The organism is Bradyrhizobium sp. B039, from assembly GCF_038965675.1.
GTDB lineage: Bacteria > Pseudomonadota > Alphaproteobacteria > Rhizobiales > Xanthobacteraceae > Bradyrhizobium > Bradyrhizobium diazoefficiens.
The window spans coordinates 851846-868190 of sequence record NZ_CP152416.1 but is presented as its reverse complement, the minus strand read 5'-3'; the positions used below and the strand labels follow the sequence as shown (position 1 = coordinate 868190).

The window sequence follows — 16345 nt, the reverse complement described above, 5'->3', positions numbered from 1 at the left end:
ATAGAGGACTTCCACCTCCAAGCTGTCGCTCATACTCGGCACACAACAAAAAGGGCGGCCTCGCGGCCGCCCTTTTGCATTCTCAAATGATGCGACCTTACTCCGCCGCGAGCTTCACGTCCGGCGCGGCTGCGCGCACTTCGGCGTCGACCTGGGCTTCGAACTTGGCAAAGTTCTTCTGGAACATGCCGACCAGCGCGCGGGCGGTCTTGTCGAACTCGTCCTTGTCCTTCCAGGTGTTGACCGGGTTGAGGATTTCGCTCGGCACGCCCGGCAGCGCGGTCGGAACCGCGAAGCCGAAATATTTGTCGGTGCGGAATTCGACGTTGCGAAGCGAACCGTCGAGCGCCGCGGTGAGCAGCGCGCGCGTCACCTTGATCGGCATGCGCGAGCCCGTACCATACTTGCCGCCGGTCCAGCCGGTGTTGACCAGCCAGCAGTCGACATTGTGCTGGGCGATCAGGTCGCGCAGCATGTTGCCGTAGACGGATGGATCGAGCGGCAGGAAGGGCGAGCCGAAGCAGGTCGAGAACTCCGGCTGCGGCTCGTTGCCGAGACCGCGCTCGGTGCCCGCGACCTTGGCGGTGTAGCCGGAGAGGAAGTGATACATCGCCTGCGCCGGCGACAGCTTTGCGATCGGCGGCAGCACGCCGAAGGCGTCGGCGGCGAGCATCACCACGTTCTTCGGCTGCGGCGCGCGGCCGGTGCGCGAAGCGTTCGGGATGAAGTCGAGCGGATAGGCCGACCGGGTGTTCTCGGTCTTGGAGCCGTCGTCGAAGTCCACCACGCGGGTGTCCTCGTCGAGCACGCAGTTCTCGAGCACCGCGCCGAAGCGCGTGCTTGCGGCATAAATCTGCGGCTCGGCTTCCTGCGAAAGCTTGATGCACTTGGCGTAGCAGCCACCTTCGAAATTGAAGACGCCGTTCGGGCCCCAGCCGTGCTCGTCGTCACCGATCAGGGTGCGGTTCGGGTCGGCCGACAGCGTGGTCTTGCCGGTGCCGGAGAGGCCGAAGAAGATCGCGGCATCGTCCTTGGCGCCGACATTGGCCGAGCAGTGCATCGGCATCACGCCGCGCTCGGGCAGATAGTAGTTCAGCGTGGTGAAGACCGACTTCTTCATCTCGCCGGCATAGTAGGAGCCGCCGATCAGCACGATCTTGCGGGCGAAGTCGATCGCGACGACGTTCTCCGACTTGCAGCCATGGCGCTTCGGATCGGCGCGGAAGCTCGGCATGTCGATGATGGTGAGCTCGGGCGTGAAGGTCGACAGCTCGATCGCCTCGGGGCGGATCAGCAGCGTGCGGATGAACAGCGAATGCCAGGCGAGCTCAGTGAACACGCGGGTCTTGATCCGGTAGGCCGGATCGGCGCCGCCGTAGAGGTCCTGCGCGAACAGGCTCTTGCCTTCGGCGTGCTTGAGGAAGTCCTGATAGAGCGTCTCGAACTGCTCCGCGGTGATCGACTGGTTGCCGGCCCACCACATCTTCTTGTCGGTGGTGGCGTCGCGCACCGTGAACTTGTCCTTGGGGCTGCGGCCCGTGAACTCGCCGGTGTCGGCGCACAGCGCACCGTCGGCAGACAGCACCGCCTCGCCCGCGGAGAGCGAGTATTGATAGAGTTGCGGCGCGCCGAGGTTCCAGTGAACCTGTTTGAGATTCTTTAAGCCGAATTTGTCGGCGCCGAAGGCACCGTTGCGCACGCCCGTCTCTTGCACGAAAAAATCCTCCTAGAACCCGCGACACATAGCGCGACCAAGCTTTGGCGCCATCGCAGTCACCGTGAATAATAGGCCATCCGGCCTAGGTTGGGCGACCTAATACTGATGAACGCTGGCGTTGCCAAGCCGATCCCGCAGGATTTGGTTTATTCAAGGACCGCGCCAAACGTCGCGCATGTCTGCTCTGAGCAGGTGCATCAAAAAATCACGAATGATCGCGCAACCAAATGCGCGTTTCGACGTTATCGGGGGTTATTGCGACGCACAATTCCCTGGGCGGTCTATCGTACGTCTCCCTCGCCGATCAGTGCGAACGGTCCCCACATCGCAGGATAGGCGTTGCGCGGCGACGAGGCGTCGTCGAGATACGTCAACATGGCGCGGCGCAATGCTTGGGCACGACCGATTCCTGGTTCGTTTTTGAGCAGAGCGAATGTCGACGTGGTCAAGCGGGTGGCAGCTTCCGAATCCACTGCCCAATGCGAGACCAGGAGCGCGCGGGCACCGGCATAGAAGAACGAGCGCGCCAATCCCGACAGGGCCTCTGCGCCGGGCTTGTCGCCCGCGATAGTGTTGCAGGCCGACAGCACAACCCAATCCGCGTTGAGCTTGAGCTGGGCGACTTCGCTCGCGGTGAGAAGACCGTCGTCGAGCTCGGAGGGCTGATCGGGAATGGAGAGCGCAAGCGAAGGCTCGCCCAGTCCCTTGACGTCGCCCGCAACGAGTCCGTGGGTGGCAAAGTAGATGATGCTGTATTGAGCAAGCGCTGCACGCTTGAGCGTCGTTTCGCTGGCATCGCGGCCGAGATGGATATCGACATCGCCTGCGCCGACATCCCTGGCCACCGCGTTCAGTTCGTCGGCAGTGTCAGGCAGCTGCGGCAGCGCTTGCGCAAGCCGCGCACGATCGACGCCGGCGCCGCGCCAGAAGTCGGTATAGGCAATCGTCGCGATGCTGCGCGCGGCGACCTTGCCGCTTGCGGCGCGACGATCGGCCGGCCCTTCGGCTGCAGGGTTGAACACGGGATCGCCAAAGCCGGTCATTGGCTTGACGCCCTGATCCTTGCGCGCAAAGGCCCGCAGCGATTTCAGGCTGATCACCGACGGCAGCACCGAGACGGCCTGACGCCGCAACAGCCAGGCGGCGTTGCGATAGCCTTCGAGCTTGTCCGGGATCGCAGCTTGCGGCTTCTCGGTGACGAGCAGATGAAACGGCAGTGCGGTCAGTGCGGCCGAGGGCACCACCAGCAGGCTGCGCTTGTCTTTCGTCAGCGCTTCGACCGGGCCGAGCAGCGCGACATAGAGCTCATTGGCGAGCGCGAGGTCGAACAGGCCGGATTTGCCGGACGCATCGTGTGCCTTGCCGACGTCGAGCCCTTTGCGGAACGCCGACACTTTCTGCGCCAGCGCGTCCGCGCCAAGCGGAATCTCCTTCCAGTCGACGCCCTCGCGCGTGATCGCGATGACATAGCCCTGCTTGTCCACGACGGAATAGATCGTCATCGCCTCGTCGGCCGACAGCAACGGCTGGATGTCCTTCACGCCGAGCGGCAGCGGATTGGACAGCGAGGCATAGTCGGGAAACTCGACGGCAAGCGTCTTCTGCAAGCCGGCGCGCTCGCTCGCGATCGCCGCGATCCGCGCGCGGCTGCGCTGCTCGGCCGCGACGTCGCGTTGCGCGGCTTGCTTGGACACCGCCGTGATGATCGCCTTGTCGAGCGCCTCGGCCTCGGCCGCGAGATCCTGCTCCTTGCGCACGAGCTCGGCGAGCCGGTCGCTGCCGGCCGCAAGCCGCACGGCGAGCTTGTTCACGGCGGAGGCGGCGGACGATTGCGTGCCGCGCTGGATCGCGGCCAGCGCTTCGTCGAGGGCCTTGTCGTCGGAGAGGAGATGCTGCTGCCGCGCGGAAAACAGGATCGGCAGCACCACACGCAGCTGCGCGCGGCCGCTGCGAAGCGTCCTTTCCGCCAGCGGCAAGGCATCGGCAGTGCGCCCGGAGACATAAAGGAAATAAGCGAGATTGCTGGTCGAGGTCACGACGTCAGGATGATCCGGCCCAAGCGCGCGCTCGCGGATCGCAAGGGCGCGCCGGTAGAGCGGCTCGGCATCGGCATAACGCTGCTGGTGCTCGTAGAGCCCGGCGAGATTGTTCAGCGAACGCGCGACGTCGGGATGATCCGGACCCAGCACCTTTTCGCGGATCGCGAGCGAGCGCTTGATCGGCGCCTCGGCATCCGCATCGCGGTTGAGGTCGCGATCGACCTGACCGATGTTGTTCAGAACCGTGGCGACCGCGGGATGCTCGGGTCCGGCGGCCTTCTGGTAGATCGCGAGCGCTCGCTGGAACAGCGGCTCGGCGTCCGCAAAATGCTCCTGCTTCACGTAGAGCGTGGCGAGATTGTTGAGGGCCTGGCCGACATCGGGATGCTCGCGCGACAGCGCCTTTTCGCGAATGGCCAGCGCACGCTTGAACAGCGGCTCGGCTTCAGTGAAGCGGCCCTGCCGCTGATACAGCGCGGCGAGATTGTTCAGCTCGGGCGCGATCAAGGCGGTGTCGAGGCCGAGCGACTTTTCCATCAGCGCGATCGCGCGCTTGTAGATCGGCTCGGCGAGGTCGTCGCGGCCCTGGCCGGCATAGACCTGGCCGAGATTGTTGAGCGCGGCGGAGAGTTCGCGGCCGTCGTTGCCCTTCTCCAGGCTCGCCACCATGGCCTGCGCCAGGGGCAGCGCCTCCGCGTATTTGCCGGCCTGGTTGAGCGCGTTGATCCGCGCGCCCTGTGCGGCGAGATCGGCCTTCTGGGCAAGACCGGGAGTGGCAAGCGACGTGGTGATCGCGAGCGCCAGACCCGCGGCCAACGCCAAACGACGATGCGTCATGAACCCTCTCGCTGCCAATCCCGAACCGCTCACGGTGTTGGGTCGCAGCGATCGGCAACGGCGTTCAATTTTGGCGCGGCTCGTCCGTCTTCGCGCGCGCTTCGCCGGCGAGGCGGACCAGCATCTTGCGCAGCGCCGTGCCGCTGGTCACCCGCTCCGGGAAGTCCAGCCGCAGCGCGGTCTGGCCGTCCTGCATGTCGAGGCCCTCAGGGTCACAGCCGGTGCAGCGCCAGTCGCCGGCGGCGGCGCCGAGCAGTTTGGTCGCGTAAAGGCCCATGGCGTCGCGGTGGTCGGCATTCATGTGCTCCACGGCCCCCTTCTCCGCCGCCATCAGGTCCTCGGCGCCGCTGAGATCGGTCAGGAACTGCTCCGGCTTGAGGTCGACGATCCGGCCGAAGCCGGCCACCAGATGGGTTCCCGTGGGCCGGATCCTGAAGAACGAGAAGTCCTTAAACGAAACAAAGGCTTCCGCCGACGGGTGCGCATTCAGGTACCGCCGTTCGAGAAGATCCTTCTCGGCGCCGGCCGGCTCCGCCAGGCCGGACAACATGATCCGGGCGCCCTCCAGGGGATCGCCGGCGGCGCGCTCATCCAGCATCAAGGAGACCCGGCCATCTGCCAGGATGTTCCTGGTGTGCACGGCCAATGCGGAGATCAGCAGGATCGGCGAGCCATCCGGGTGGCTCGCCAGATTGACCAGGGAACAATAGGGATCGCCGCTGCCCACCATCAACGTTGCGAGAGCGCCCTGCCGCGACCGCCTGAGCAGCGACTTGGCGAGCTTTCCGGGGTCGAAATCGGGGGTCGGTTGCATGGGCTTTCTCGGCTCAGGTGGTTGCAAGGGGGGTCTTTTTTCGGCTAAACGGGGGTCTGGTTATGGGTCGGGATGCGGCGAATCTGCCGTGTTTCGTGGAACTTGGTCACACTTCAGCCCAGCTTGCATTGCTCGGTGACAAAGTTCGAACGCCAAGTTCGGGACCCATGTATGCGGCGCATCACTGGATTGCTCGCCGTTTCAAGCCACGACCCAAACGGAAAGCAGAAAGCAGAGGCTCATGCCCACAATCGCTTTGGTCGACGACGACCGCAACATTCTCACATCCGTCTCGATCGCGCTGGAAGCCGAAGGCTACCGCATCATGACCTACACCGACGGCGCTTCCGCGCTTGACGGTTTCCGCACCACCCAACCCGACCTCGCCATCCTCGACATCAAGATGCCGCGCATGGACGGCATGGAGACGCTGCGCCGCCTGCGGCAGAAGTCCGACCTGCCGGTGATCTTCCTGACCTCCAAGGACGAAGAGATCGACGAGCTGTTCGGCCTCAAGATGGGCGCCGACGATTTCATTCGCAAACCGTTCTCGCAGCGGCTGCTGGTCGAGCGCGTCAAGGCAGTGTTGCGCCGCTCGGCGCCGAAGGACCCGACCGTAGCGCCGAAGGAGAACGACGCCAAGGCGCTCGACCGCGGTCTTTTGCGCATGGATCCGGAACGCCATACCTGCACCTGGAAGAACGAACCGGTGACGTTGACCGTCACCGAATTCCTGATCCTGCAGGCGCTCGCGACCCGGCCCGGCGTGGTGAAGAGCCGCAACGCGCTGATGGACGCCGCCTACGATGACCAGGTCTATGTCGACGACCGCACCATCGACAGCCACATCAAGCGGCTGCGCAAGAAGTTCAAGGTGGTCGACAACGAGTTCGAGATGATCGAGACGCTGTACGGCGTCGGCTATCGTTTCAAGGAAGCCTGAGGCGGCAGGGCACCTTCGCGAATGTCCGGAGCATTGCCGGTTCTGGTTCCATCGGAACCGGGATGACTCTAGAATGCGGGGACCGTCGCACGAGCTGTCCTAACGCGGGCGTAAGCATTGCTGGACCGAACGCAGCCTGACCCGAACCAGAGCGCCGAGGATATCGCATCCGACGGCGTTCCAGTGCACGTCGCCGAGGACAAGCCGGCTGCGCAAGGCTGGCGGCCGCTGAACTGGCTCAAGCGCGCCGGGCAATTCTTCTTCGCGCTGTCCTTCTCGAGCCTGACCCGCCGCATCGTCTCGCTCAACCTCGCCGGCCTCGTCGCGCTGGTGGCGAGCATCCTCTATCTGTCGCAATTCCGCGCCGGCCTGATCGACGCGCGCGCGCAGAGCCTGCTGGTGCAGGCCGAGATCATCGCCGGTGCGATCGCGGCCTCCGCGACGGTGCAGACCAACGCCATCACGATCGACCCCGACCGGCTGCTCGACCTCAAGCCGGGCGAGACCTATGGCGGCTCGGACGACTATTCGCCGCTGGATTTTCCGATCAATCCGGAGCGCGTTGCGCCGGTGCTGCGCACGCTGATCTCGCCGACCAAGACGCGCGCCCGCATCTACGATCCCAACGGCAGCCTGCTGCTCGACAGCCGCAACCTCGAGAACGTGCTGCGCTTCCCCCTGCCGCCGCTGTCCGCCGAGAAGCCCGGCGTGGTCGAGCGCGGCATGGTCGCGGTGCGCACCTGGCTGAACCGCGGCGACCTGCCGCTCTATCGCGAGCTCGGGCCCGAGAACGGCAATGGCTATGCTGAAGTGGGCGACGCACTCCAGGGCCAGAAGCGCTCGATGGTTCGGGTCAATGCGCGCGGCGAGGTGATCGTCTCGGTCGCGGTCCCCGTGCTGCGCTCGCGCGCCATCCACGGCGCGCTGATGTTGTCCACCCAGGGCGACGACATCGACCAGATGGTCACCGCAGAGCGTCTCGCCATCCTGAAAGTCGGCGGCGTCGCCGCCGCGGTCATGATCATGCTGTCGCTGCTGCTGGCCAGCACGATCGCAGGTCCCGTGCGCCGGCTCGCGGACAGCGCCGAGCGCGTCCGCCGCCGCATCAAGACCCGCGTCGAGATTCCCGACTTCACCCGCCGCCGCGACGAGATCGGCCATCTGTCCGGCGCGCTGCGCGACATGACCAACGCGCTCTACAGCCGCATCGAGGCGATCGAGATGTTCGCCGCCGACGTCGCGCACGAATTGAAGAACCCGCTGACCTCGCTGCGCTCCGCGGTCGAGACGCTGCCGCTGGCGCGCAACGAGAACAGCCGCGCCCGCCTGCTCGAGGTGATCGAGCACGACGTCAAGCGGCTCGACCGCCTGATCTCTGATATCTCCGACGCCAGCCGGCTCGATGCCGAATTGCAGCGGCAGGACGCGATTCCGGTCGATCTGCGCCGCCTGCTCGGTACGCTGGTCTCGGTCGCCAACGAAACCAAGCTCGGCCACGACGTCGCGGTCGAGGCGCGCTTCGAGGGGCGCGGGCCGACCGACACGTTCGCCGTGACCGGCCACGATTCACGGCTCGGGCAGGTGGTCTCGAACCTGCTCTCCAACGCGCAATCCTTCTCGGAGGCCGGCAGCAAGGTGCGCCTCACCTGCCGCCGCGTGCGCGGTGAAATCGAGATCGTTGTCGACGACGACGGCCCCGGCATCCGCGATGACGCGCTGGAGCGCATCTTCGAGCGCTTCTACACCGACCGTCCGCATCAGGGCTTTGGCCAGAACTCCGGCCTCGGGCTCTCGATCTCCAAGCAGATCGTCGACGCGCATGGCGGGCGCATCTGGGCGGAGAACCGCCCCGGCCCCGCGGACGAGGACGGCGCGCCGACGGTTGCCGGCGCGCGCTTCGTGGTGAGGCTGCCCGCGCTATGAGCGACGGCGGGCCCAGCGTGCACGCCTCCGCGGTCAAGGTCGGGAATCTGGCAGTGCTGATCCGCGGACCGTCGGGCTCCGGCAAGTCGCGCCTTGCCTTCGATTTGATCATGGCGGGGCGCGCCGGCGTGGTCGAAAGGGCCGTTCTGGTCGGTGATGACCGTGTCCATCTGGCGACAGTCGGCGACGAAATTGAAGTCCGCCCCGCGCCGCCGCTTGCCGGCCTGATCGAGATCCGGGGCCTCGGAATCCGCCGCTGCGACTTCGTGGAGCATGCGACCGTCGGCCTCGTGGTCGATCTGGCCGCCGCGGACGCGGAACGCCTGCCGCCGGCCGAATCCCTGAAAACAAGCATTTTAGGTGTCGAAATACCGCGAATCCCTGTTAGCCGCGATTATTCGCCCCTCCCACTGGTTGTTGCGGCCTTGACCACTACCAAGAGTTCATCTTCCGTTAATCCCTCAGGCGATTGTTTGAAGGGAAATGGTAACCATATGAACCCCACTATCGCGACCGAATAGACCGGCGCAGCTCCCCTCATCCATCCGTCTAAGTTCAGGGAGATACGCAACATCCCCTCTTGCGCAGGGGCTCTGGATGGTCAAAGTGGCGCGTTCGTGCGGTGCACCAAAAGCGCCCGCGAGGAGTTTTCCGATGATTGGTCTAGTACTTGTGACCCACGGGCGCCTTGCCGACGAATTCAAGGCAGCGCTTGAACATGTCATGGGCCCACAAAAGCAAATCGAAGCGATTACGATCGGCGCTGAAGATGATTCCGATCTGTGCCGAAGCGACATCATCGAGGCGGTTAACCGCGTCGATTCCGGCGACGGCGTTGCGATCCTCACCGACATGTTCGGCGGCACGCCATCCAACCTGGCAATATCCTGTATGAGCCGGCCGAAGGTCGAGGTGCTCGCGGGCATCAACCTTCCGATGCTGGTGAAGCTCGCCAAGGTGCGTGAGGAACGCGCGCTGCCCGACGCGATCGCGATGGCCCAGGAAGCGGGTCGCAAATACGTCACCATCGCCAGCCGCGTGCTCGCCGGCAAATGAGCGACGACGCGCCGCAAGCCGGGTCGGGCGTGCCCGCGGGCGCGATCTCCAAGGAGCTCCTCATCATCAACAAGCGCGGCCTGCACGCCCGCGCCTCGGCGAAATTCGTCCAGGCGGTCGAGCGCTTCAACGCGCAAGTGTGGGTGACGCGCGGCGGCGAGACCGTCGGCGGCACCTCGATCATGGGTCTGATGATGCTCGCTGCGGGACCCGGCACGACGATCACGGTCGCTGCGGCCGGTGCGGATGCCGATGCCGCGCTCGCGGCGATCACGGAGCTCGTTGAAAGCAAGTTCAACGAGGAAGGGATTTAGCGCCCTCCCGCCATGCGCTCAGCGCCGTAGGGTGGGCAAAGGCGCGACGCGCCGTGCCCACCATCTCTCGACAATCGCGACAGAAGTGGTGGGCACGCTTCGCTTTGCCCACCCTACGGCACCTTCGGTCACTTCGCGGGCGGCGCGATGTAGATGTTCCAGCTCATCGACGGGCCGGCCTTGCCATGGGTGAAGCGGCGCGTCGTCATCACGATGCGCTCGGCGTTCGGCGCAGTCTCCGACACCCATTTCTCGAACGCCGGCAGACGGCCGTCGGTCGGATCGAACACGCCGATGAAGCCGTAGGTCTTGACGTCATCGCGCGAGGTCAGCCCGGAATCCCAGGCCTCTAACGGCAGCAATGCGGACGGATGGTCCGGGCTGTAGAACACCAGCGGCTGGATCTGTTCCATCGTGCCGGCAACGACGGCCCAGCGCGAACCGAAGCGGGTGTGCCAGGCCTGGGTCAATTCGCGCGCGAGCTCCGAGCGCGCGCCATAGATCGCCGCGTTGCCGGCATTGGCCGCCATCTCGCGCGCGGCGATCCAGGGCGAGGCGGCAAGCGTCGCAACGCTGAGCACGAGCCAGATCGCGACGATGTTGAACAGGGTCGCGCTCTGCACCCGCAGCGCGGGGATCGCGACCAGCGCCAAGGGCACCAGGAAGAACAGCGAGATGCCCCAATCGGTCTTCATGTAGATGCTGAAAACCAGTGCGCCGAGCGGCGGGCCGACCGCGACGATGATCTGGATGATCCAGACATTCCGCGCCTGCGAGACATTGACACCCGGATTGGCGCCGCGCGCCCAGGCGCGGGTGATAATGCGCGAGGGCGTACGCAGCAGCAGCTTGCGCCACGGCGGCACCCACGCCATGGCGAGCGCGGCCAGCACCACCGGCAGCGCCAGCAGCGCGACATTATGCAGGGCATAGCCGGCCACGAGCTGATGCACGAGACGGCTGTCCTCGAGGCTGTAGGTGTCGCCGGCATAGGTCAGCGGCACGAAATGCACCTCCGCCAGCCAGACGATGTGCGGGATCATCGCCACCACCATCGTCGCGATCGCCACCCACGGCGCCGGCGACAGCAGGAATTTCAAGCGGTCGGGGTGGATCAGCGCGGCAAGGCCGATGGCGCCGATCATGGTCAGCACCCAGTACTTGGTCATCAGCGCCAGCGCGCCGGCGAGCCCGAACCAGATCCCGGACTGCCAGCTCCGCTTCTCGAAGGCGTTGAGATAGGCGAGCACCAGCAGCGGCAGCGTGACGAGCTGGAGCAGGTCCGGGTTGTACTTGAAGCCCTTGAAATTGAAGATCGGGTAGAGCGCGACCATCACCACGACCAGGAACGCACGCCGTGCATCCACGACGCGCAAGCTCAGCAACCAGCAGATCACCATGCCGATGCCGACGATCGCCATTGCCAGCGCATAGGTCGCCCAGTCCGCCGCCGGGAACACCTTGAACCAGAGGCCGGCGACCCAGCCCGACAACGGCGGGTGCTTGCCGTAGCCCCACAGGAATTTCTGGCCCCAGCCCCAGGCTTCCGCGACGTCCATGTGAACGTCCTGCGCTGCCTTGAGATTGATCAGGATGAAGGTCCAGAGCACCGCATGCAGGATCGCGAGCTGGATCACCAGCCACAGGCGGGCCTCCGGCCGGACCGCGCTGGCAACCAGCCAGGCCCGGAAGCGGTTGAAACTCACCCGGGTCTTCGCGCGGGCTCGGGCAGATGGGATTGAGGTCGTCGACATCAGCCGTTGCGTAGCGCGTTTTGGCCCGTCGTGGAATCAGCTTGGCGTGAAGAAAGGCCCTGAAAATACAGCAATATGGTTGCCGCACGGGGATGTGAGTGGTATCCCGCGCCCATGACGACCGTCCCCATTTCCAACATCCGCAATTTCTCCATCGTCGCCCATATCGACCATGGCAAATCGACGCTGGCCGACCGCCTGATCCAGATGACCGGCGGCCTCACCGACCGCGAAATGGCGGGCAAGGAGCAGGTGCTCGATTCCATGGATATCGAGCGCGAGCGCGGCATCACCATCAAGGCGCAGACGGTCCGGCTCGCCTACCGCGCCAAGGACGGCAAGGACTACATCTTCAACCTGATGGACACGCCCGGCCATGTCGACTTCGCCTACGAAGTCTCGCGGTCGCTGGCGGCCTGCGAGGGTTCCCTGCTGGTGGTCGACGCCAGCCAGGGCGTCGAAGCGCAGACGCTCGCCAACGTCTACCAGGCGCTCGACAACAATCACGAGATCGTTCCGGTCCTGAACAAGGTCGACCTGCCGGCCGCCGAGCCCGAGAAGGTCAAGCAGCAGATCGAGGACGTCATCGGCATCGACGCCTCGGACGCGGTGATGATCTCGGCCAAGACCGGCCTCGGCGTGCCCGACGTGCTGGAAGCCATCGTCACCCGCCTGCCGCCGCCGAAGGGCGACCGCGATGCGACCTTGAAGGCGCTGCTGGTCGACAGCTGGTACGACGTCTATCTCGGCGTCGTCGTTCTGATCCGCGTCGTCGACGGCGTCATGAAGAAGGGTAGCCGCGTGCGCATGATGGGCACGGGCGCTGCCTACGACGTCGAGCGCGTCGGCTTCTTCACGCCGAAGATGACGCAGGTCGACGAGCTCGGCCCCGGCGAGATCGGCTTCATCACCGCCGCGATCAAGGAAGTCGCCGACACCCGCGTCGGCGACACCATCACCGACGACAGGAAGCCGGTCACGGAAATGCTGCCGGGCTTCAAGCCGGCGATCCCGGTGGTGTTCTGCGGCCTGTTCCCGGTCGACGCCGACGATTTCGAGACGCTGCGCGCCGCGATGGGCAAGCTGCGCCTCAACGACGCCAGCTTCTCCTTCGAGATGGAGACCTCCGCGGCGCTCGGCTTCGGCTTCCGCTGCGGCTTCCTCGGCCTGCTGCACCTCGAGATCATCCAGGAGCGGCTGTCGCGCGAATTCGATCTCAACCTGATCGCGACCGCGCCGAGCGTCATCTACAAGATGAAGCTGACCGACGGCACCGAGCTCGAGATCCACAATCCCGTCGACATGCCCGACGTGGTCAAGATCGAGGAGATCCAGGAGCCCTGGATCGAGGCGACGATCCTCACCCCGGACGAATATCTCGGCAGCGTGCTGAAGCTGTGCCAGGACCGCCGCGGCGCGCAGAAGGAGCTGACCTATGTCGGCGCCCGCGCGATGGTGAAATACGATCTGCCGCTCAACGAAGTGGTGTTCGACTTCTACGATCGCCTCAAATCGGTCTCCAAGGGCTACGCCTCGTTCGACTATCATCTCACCGACTACAAGCCGGCCGACCTCGTCAAGATGCAGATCCTGGTCAATGCCGAGCCGGTCGACGCACTCTCGATGCTGGTCCACCGCACCCGCGCCGAGGGGCGCGGCCGCGCCATGGTCGAGAAGATGAAGGAGTTGATCCCGCCGCACATGTTCCAGATCCCGATCCAGGCGGCGATCGGCGGCAAGGTGATCGCCCGCGAGACCGTCCGCGCGCTGCGCAAGGACGTCACCGCGAAGTGCTACGGCGGCGACATCACGCGCAAGCGCAAGCTTCTGGAGAAGCAGAAGGAAGGCAAGAAGAAGATGCGGCAGTTCGGCAAGGTCGACATCCCGCAGGAAGCCTTCATCGCCGCGCTGAAGGTGGATAGCTGAGGCTGCTGCCCGGACCAGTTCTGACGTAACGAGACTGGTCAGGCCCGGCCATCCGTGGCCGGAAAACAAAAAACGCGAAAACAACCCCATGCACAGTAGCCGGCCCCTTGTCGGCATTGCGCTTTTTCGAATTTTCGATTTTACGAAATCGATTTGACCCGTCGGGCAAAACAGGGGCATGATGGCATCATGGCAGCGGGTGCGACGCGGGCGCCCCTCAGGAGGCACCGGAGGCAACATGCCGAAGGCCTGAGTGACTAACATCACAGATCCAAGACTTGCCTTTCGACAGGCTCTGCATACGCTGCGCACGTGATGTTCGGGGCTGTGATGGGCGCATTTCGCTGGTTTTCATTGCTATTCGTCGTCTGGCTAACCTGCGGTTCGGCGCACGCCGAGCGCCGCGTCGCGCTCGTTATTGGCAATTCGGCCTACAAGAGCGTGCCGAGGCTTGCGAACCCGGTGAATGATGCCGCTCTGGTCGGTGGCATGTTCAAGAAGGCCGGATTCGACAGCGTCGACATCAAGCTCGACCTCACCGTGGTCGATATGCGCAAGGCGCTTCGCGAGTTTGCAGGCAAGGCTCGCGAGGCGGAAGTCGCCGTCATCTATTACGCCGGCCACGGGATCGAGTTGGACGGCAACAACTATCTGATCCCGACCGATGCTGCCCTGGAGACGGACAACGACGTGTTCGACGAGGCGTTTCCGCTCGACCGAGTGTTGTTTGCCATCGAACCGGCCAAACAGCTCCGCCTCGTCATTCTCGACGCCTGCCGCGACAATCCCTTTGCCAAGACAATGAAGCGCACGGTTGCCGCCCGCGCTATCGGACGTGGTCTTGCCAAGGTCGAGCCGACCAGTTCGAACACCATGATCGCCTACGCCGCGAAGGCGGGCTCGACCGCCTCCGATGGCGACTCGAAGAACAGCCCGTTCGCGGCCGCGCTCGTCGAGCGTCTGCCCACACCGGGACTCGACCTGCGCAAGGCCTTCGGCTTCGTGCGCGACGATGTCCTCAAGAACACCGGCTACAAGCAGGAGCCGTATGTCTATGGCTCGCTGGGCGGTGACGACGTCCCCCTGGTCCAGGCCAAGCCGGCAGCCGCATCCGGGCCTCAGGCGAGTCCCGATGACGCCGTCCGTCGGGATTATGAGCTCGCGCTGCAGATCGGCACGAGAGAGGTTTGGACGGCTTTCCTCGCGAAGTATGCCGACGGGTTCTACGCCAGCCTGGCCAAGGGGCAATTGAACCGAATCGCAGCAGAGGAGACGCGCGCCGCCGCCGCCGATAAGGCGCGGCAGGCCGAAGACGAGAAAGCGCGGCTTGCGGCGGAGCGGGCCAGGAAGGCGGAGCAAGATAGGGCGGCGGCAGCCGCCAAGGCCGCCGAAGATGCGCGGATTGCGGCTGAGAAGGCCAAGCAGGTCGAAGAGGCCAAGGCCGCCGCGGCCGAGCAGCGCAGGAAAGAGGCCGAGGCCGCAGCAGCCAAAGCGCTCGCCGACAAAGCCGCTGCCGAGAAGGCTCTTGCGGACAAACAGGCCGCCGACAAAGCCGCTGCCGAGAAAGCCGCCGCAGAGCTGGCGGCGAAAAAGGCTGCCGAGAAGCCGGAAGGCGCGGGTGGCGAACAGAAGGTCGCGGCGCTCGCGCCGCCGTCGGCGCAGCCTGCCATGTCACCCCAGGAGGTCGCGAAATCGGTGCAGTCGGAATTGCGCCGGGTCGGGTGCCTGACTGCGTCGGCTGACGGTGACTGGAATGCGACGTCGCAGCGCTCGCTGACGCTGTTCAACAAGTATGCAGGAACGAAACTCGACGCCAAGCTCGCCAGCTTCGACGCGCTGGACGCCATCAAGGCGAAGCCGGGCCGGGTCTGCCCGCTGGTGTGCGACCATGGCTTCAGGGCCGACGGCGATGCCTGCGTCAAGATCACATGCCGTGCCGGCTCCCGCGTCAATGACGACAACGAATGCGAGAAGATCCCGGAGAGGAAACCCGCGGCCGCGCGGGAGGATGCAAAGGGCCGAGACGAGCAGCGCAAGCAGGTTGAATCGGCACCGACCAAGCCGCAGAGCACCGGCCAGATGGTTTGCAATGCGGCGGGATGCCGCCCAGTACGTCCGGGATGCAAGCTCGGCTATGCAAGGTCCGGGCAGGGCGTGACGGTCGCTGAAGGGACCCGGGAAGTCTGCAATTGAGGCGACGGGGATAGATTTGCGGCGATGAAAGAGATTTCTCCGCTGGATAGCGAGCGCTTCGTTCCGACTCTCGATGATCGGGCGTACGGAAAGCCAGTGTCCGCCTTTCCTAAAGCGGTGACACAGCGCCTCGTCGGCTCTTGGCCATCGCGCCGGCGAGCGCAACGCAGCGGCTTGTCCGGAGCCCGGCGCAAGCCGGAGGTCGCCGGCTGAGGGGTAAACCGACGCGGTTGCCCCCAAGCCGGCTATTCCCCGACTGTTCAGTTCCTGTCAGGTGCTCCGCCCGGAAAGCCGACGACGCCCGTCAGGGACCTCCATCTCGTGCCCCCGCGCGGCTTCACGACGTCTTCTGCTTCGCTTCGACGTATCGCGCGAAGTTGTCGAGGATCGCCTGCCAGCCGCCCTGCTGCTGCTCGACCGAGTGGGTCGGCTCGCTATCGAAGACAACGCGGACGACAATGCCATTCGAGCCCGGCACGAACTCAACCTCGGCCTTGCGATCGCCGAACGCATATTCGATCAGCTTGTGTTCGACGATCTTGGTGTAGGTGCCGGCGAAGTCAAAGCCCATGCTGCCGTCCTTGGCCTCCATGCGAGACGAGAAGATGCCGCCTTCTCGCAGGTCGACCGTCGCCTTGGTCGTATGCCAGTCGTCGGACGCCGCGTTCCACTTCACGATGTCGTCAGGCGTCGTATAGGCACGCCAGACCTGATCGATGGGGGCTGCCACGGTGGTTTCGACGGTGATCCTCATGAACATTGCTCCTGGTTCGATTTTGACGGTCGAGGTGACGGCATCACTGACGTGTGCGAGGTCCATCCAAGGACG

12 protein-coding genes are annotated in these 16345 nt (G+C 65.0%); 7 read left to right on the top strand and 5 right to left on the bottom strand.

The window, feature by feature from the left end; all coding sequences use genetic code 11:
• Positions 1-97: 97 nt before the first annotated feature.
• The 3 genes from AAFG50_RS04065 to AAFG50_RS04055 all read right to left on the bottom strand — a co-directional run bounded on the left by AAFG50_RS04065 (position 98) and on the right by AAFG50_RS04055 (position 5407).
• Positions 98-1714, bottom strand: a complete 1617-nt coding sequence (locus AAFG50_RS04065) for a phosphoenolpyruvate carboxykinase (RefSeq protein ID WP_011090863.1) — start codon at positions 1712-1714, stop codon at positions 98-100.
• 284 nt (positions 1715-1998) lie between these two features.
• Positions 1999-4593 carry a tetratricopeptide repeat protein gene (locus AAFG50_RS04060; RefSeq protein WP_028175916.1) on the bottom strand — a complete coding sequence of 865 codons (2595 nt, stop codon included), beginning with the start codon at positions 4591-4593 and terminating at the stop codon, positions 1999-2001.
• 64 nt (positions 4594-4657) lie between these two features.
• Positions 4658-5407, bottom strand: a complete 750-nt coding sequence (locus AAFG50_RS04055; protein WP_028175917.1) for a DUF2470 domain-containing protein — start codon at positions 5405-5407, stop codon at positions 4658-4660.
• Between the two features lie 241 nt (positions 5408-5648).
• Between AAFG50_RS04055 and AAFG50_RS04050 the strand changes: the two genes are divergently transcribed.
• The 5 genes from AAFG50_RS04050 to AAFG50_RS04030 all read left to right on the top strand — a co-directional run bounded on the left by AAFG50_RS04050 (position 5649) and on the right by AAFG50_RS04030 (position 9643).
• Positions 5649-6350, top strand: coding sequence for a response regulator transcription factor (locus AAFG50_RS04050; protein ID WP_008542552.1), 702 nt, complete (start codon positions 5649-5651; stop codon positions 6348-6350).
• A 117-nt stretch (positions 6351-6467) separates the two neighbouring features.
• The gene (locus tag AAFG50_RS04045; protein WP_028175918.1) at positions 6468-8273 is read left to right on the top strand and encodes a sensor histidine kinase; all 1806 of its coding nucleotides are present in this window, start codon (positions 6468-6470) and stop codon (positions 8271-8273) included.
• The gene (locus AAFG50_RS04040; protein WP_011090867.1) at positions 8270-8794 is read left to right on the top strand and encodes an HPr kinase/phosphatase C-terminal domain-containing protein; all 525 of its coding nucleotides are present in this window, start codon (positions 8270-8272) and stop codon (positions 8792-8794) included. The genes AAFG50_RS04045 and AAFG50_RS04040 overlap by 4 nt, the downstream gene beginning before the upstream one ends.
• A gap of 133 nt (positions 8795-8927) precedes the next feature.
• Positions 8928-9329 (top strand): PTS sugar transporter subunit IIA, encoded by a 402-nt coding sequence (locus tag AAFG50_RS04035; RefSeq protein ID WP_011090868.1) that lies wholly within the window; start codon positions 8928-8930, stop codon positions 9327-9329.
• The gene (locus AAFG50_RS04030) at positions 9326-9643 is read left to right on the top strand and encodes an HPr family phosphocarrier protein (RefSeq protein ID WP_011090869.1); all 318 of its coding nucleotides are present in this window, start codon (positions 9326-9328) and stop codon (positions 9641-9643) included. The genes AAFG50_RS04035 and AAFG50_RS04030 overlap by 4 nt, the downstream gene beginning before the upstream one ends.
• A 128-nt stretch (positions 9644-9771) precedes the next feature.
• Here AAFG50_RS04030 and AAFG50_RS04025 read toward each other — a convergent pair whose 3' ends face one another.
• Positions 9772-11397 carry a glycosyltransferase family 39 protein gene (locus tag AAFG50_RS04025; protein ID WP_028175919.1) on the bottom strand — a complete coding sequence of 542 codons (1626 nt, stop codon included), beginning with the start codon at positions 11395-11397 and terminating at the stop codon, positions 9772-9774.
• 114 nt (positions 11398-11511) lie between these two features.
• Between AAFG50_RS04025 and lepA the strand changes: the two genes are divergently transcribed.
• Complete coding sequence (gene lepA / locus AAFG50_RS04020) at positions 11512-13323, top strand: translation elongation factor 4 (protein WP_028175920.1); 1812 nt, start codon at positions 11512-11514, stop codon at positions 13321-13323.
• A 330-nt stretch (positions 13324-13653) separates the two neighbouring features.
• Complete coding sequence (locus AAFG50_RS04015; RefSeq protein WP_028175921.1) at positions 13654-15516, top strand: caspase family protein; 1863 nt, start codon at positions 13654-13656, stop codon at positions 15514-15516.
• A gap of 337 nt (positions 15517-15853) precedes the next feature.
• Here AAFG50_RS04015 and AAFG50_RS04010 read toward each other — a convergent pair whose 3' ends face one another.
• Complete coding sequence (locus AAFG50_RS04010) at positions 15854-16270, bottom strand: SRPBCC family protein (protein WP_028175922.1); 417 nt, start codon at positions 16268-16270, stop codon at positions 15854-15856.
• Positions 16271-16345 lie beyond the last annotated feature (75 nt).